The 509-nt window shown below is 45.2% G+C and carries 1 protein-coding gene; it reads left to right on the top strand.

Features of this window, described 5'->3' with window-relative positions; genetic code table 11:
- Positions 1-509, top strand: a 509-nt coding sequence (locus tag R7Z50_RS31305; protein ID WP_318150252.1) for a PilZ domain-containing protein, incomplete at both ends; no start/stop codon positions are given.

Below are 509 nucleotides of genomic sequence, written 5' to 3'. Positions count from 1 at the left end.
TATCGGCATTTTGCAAGAAATCGCTGACGAAAAGTCGGGGCAAGATTACCTATTAACAGAAAAGCCGCGTTTGCCAGCCAACACGTTAAATGCCTTTCGTCATCCTCGAAAAATCACTGGCAACCCTAAAGGTATCTATTTCGATGCTCAATCGCGCCGTAAAGAACCACGTTATCGATTCAAAACGCCGCTTGAACTCAGTTCGGGTGAGTTAAAAGCAGCAGGTTCAACCGTTGATATTTCTAAGCGAGGCTTGGGGATTCGTTTAGATGAGCCAACGATGTTACGCTCGGGACAAGAAGTGCAAGTTAACTTTCGTGAGTTACAACTTTACGATAAAAAGCTGCCTCTCATGGCCGTTCCATATCGCGTTATTCGAGTCAGCCCTGACGGCTGCAGCGTACAATTGGTTATTGATGAAAACAGCAAAACGATCCGTGTGATCGCTTTCTTCAACAGCATCATTGAACACAACCAAGAGAAGCTGATCCCACAAAAGGAGATGTTAC

This window comes from Vibrio sp. 1249-1 (assembly GCF_033340495.1).
The sequence above is the reverse complement of the archived record's forward strand: the minus strand, read 5'-3'. Positions and strand labels throughout refer to the sequence as shown.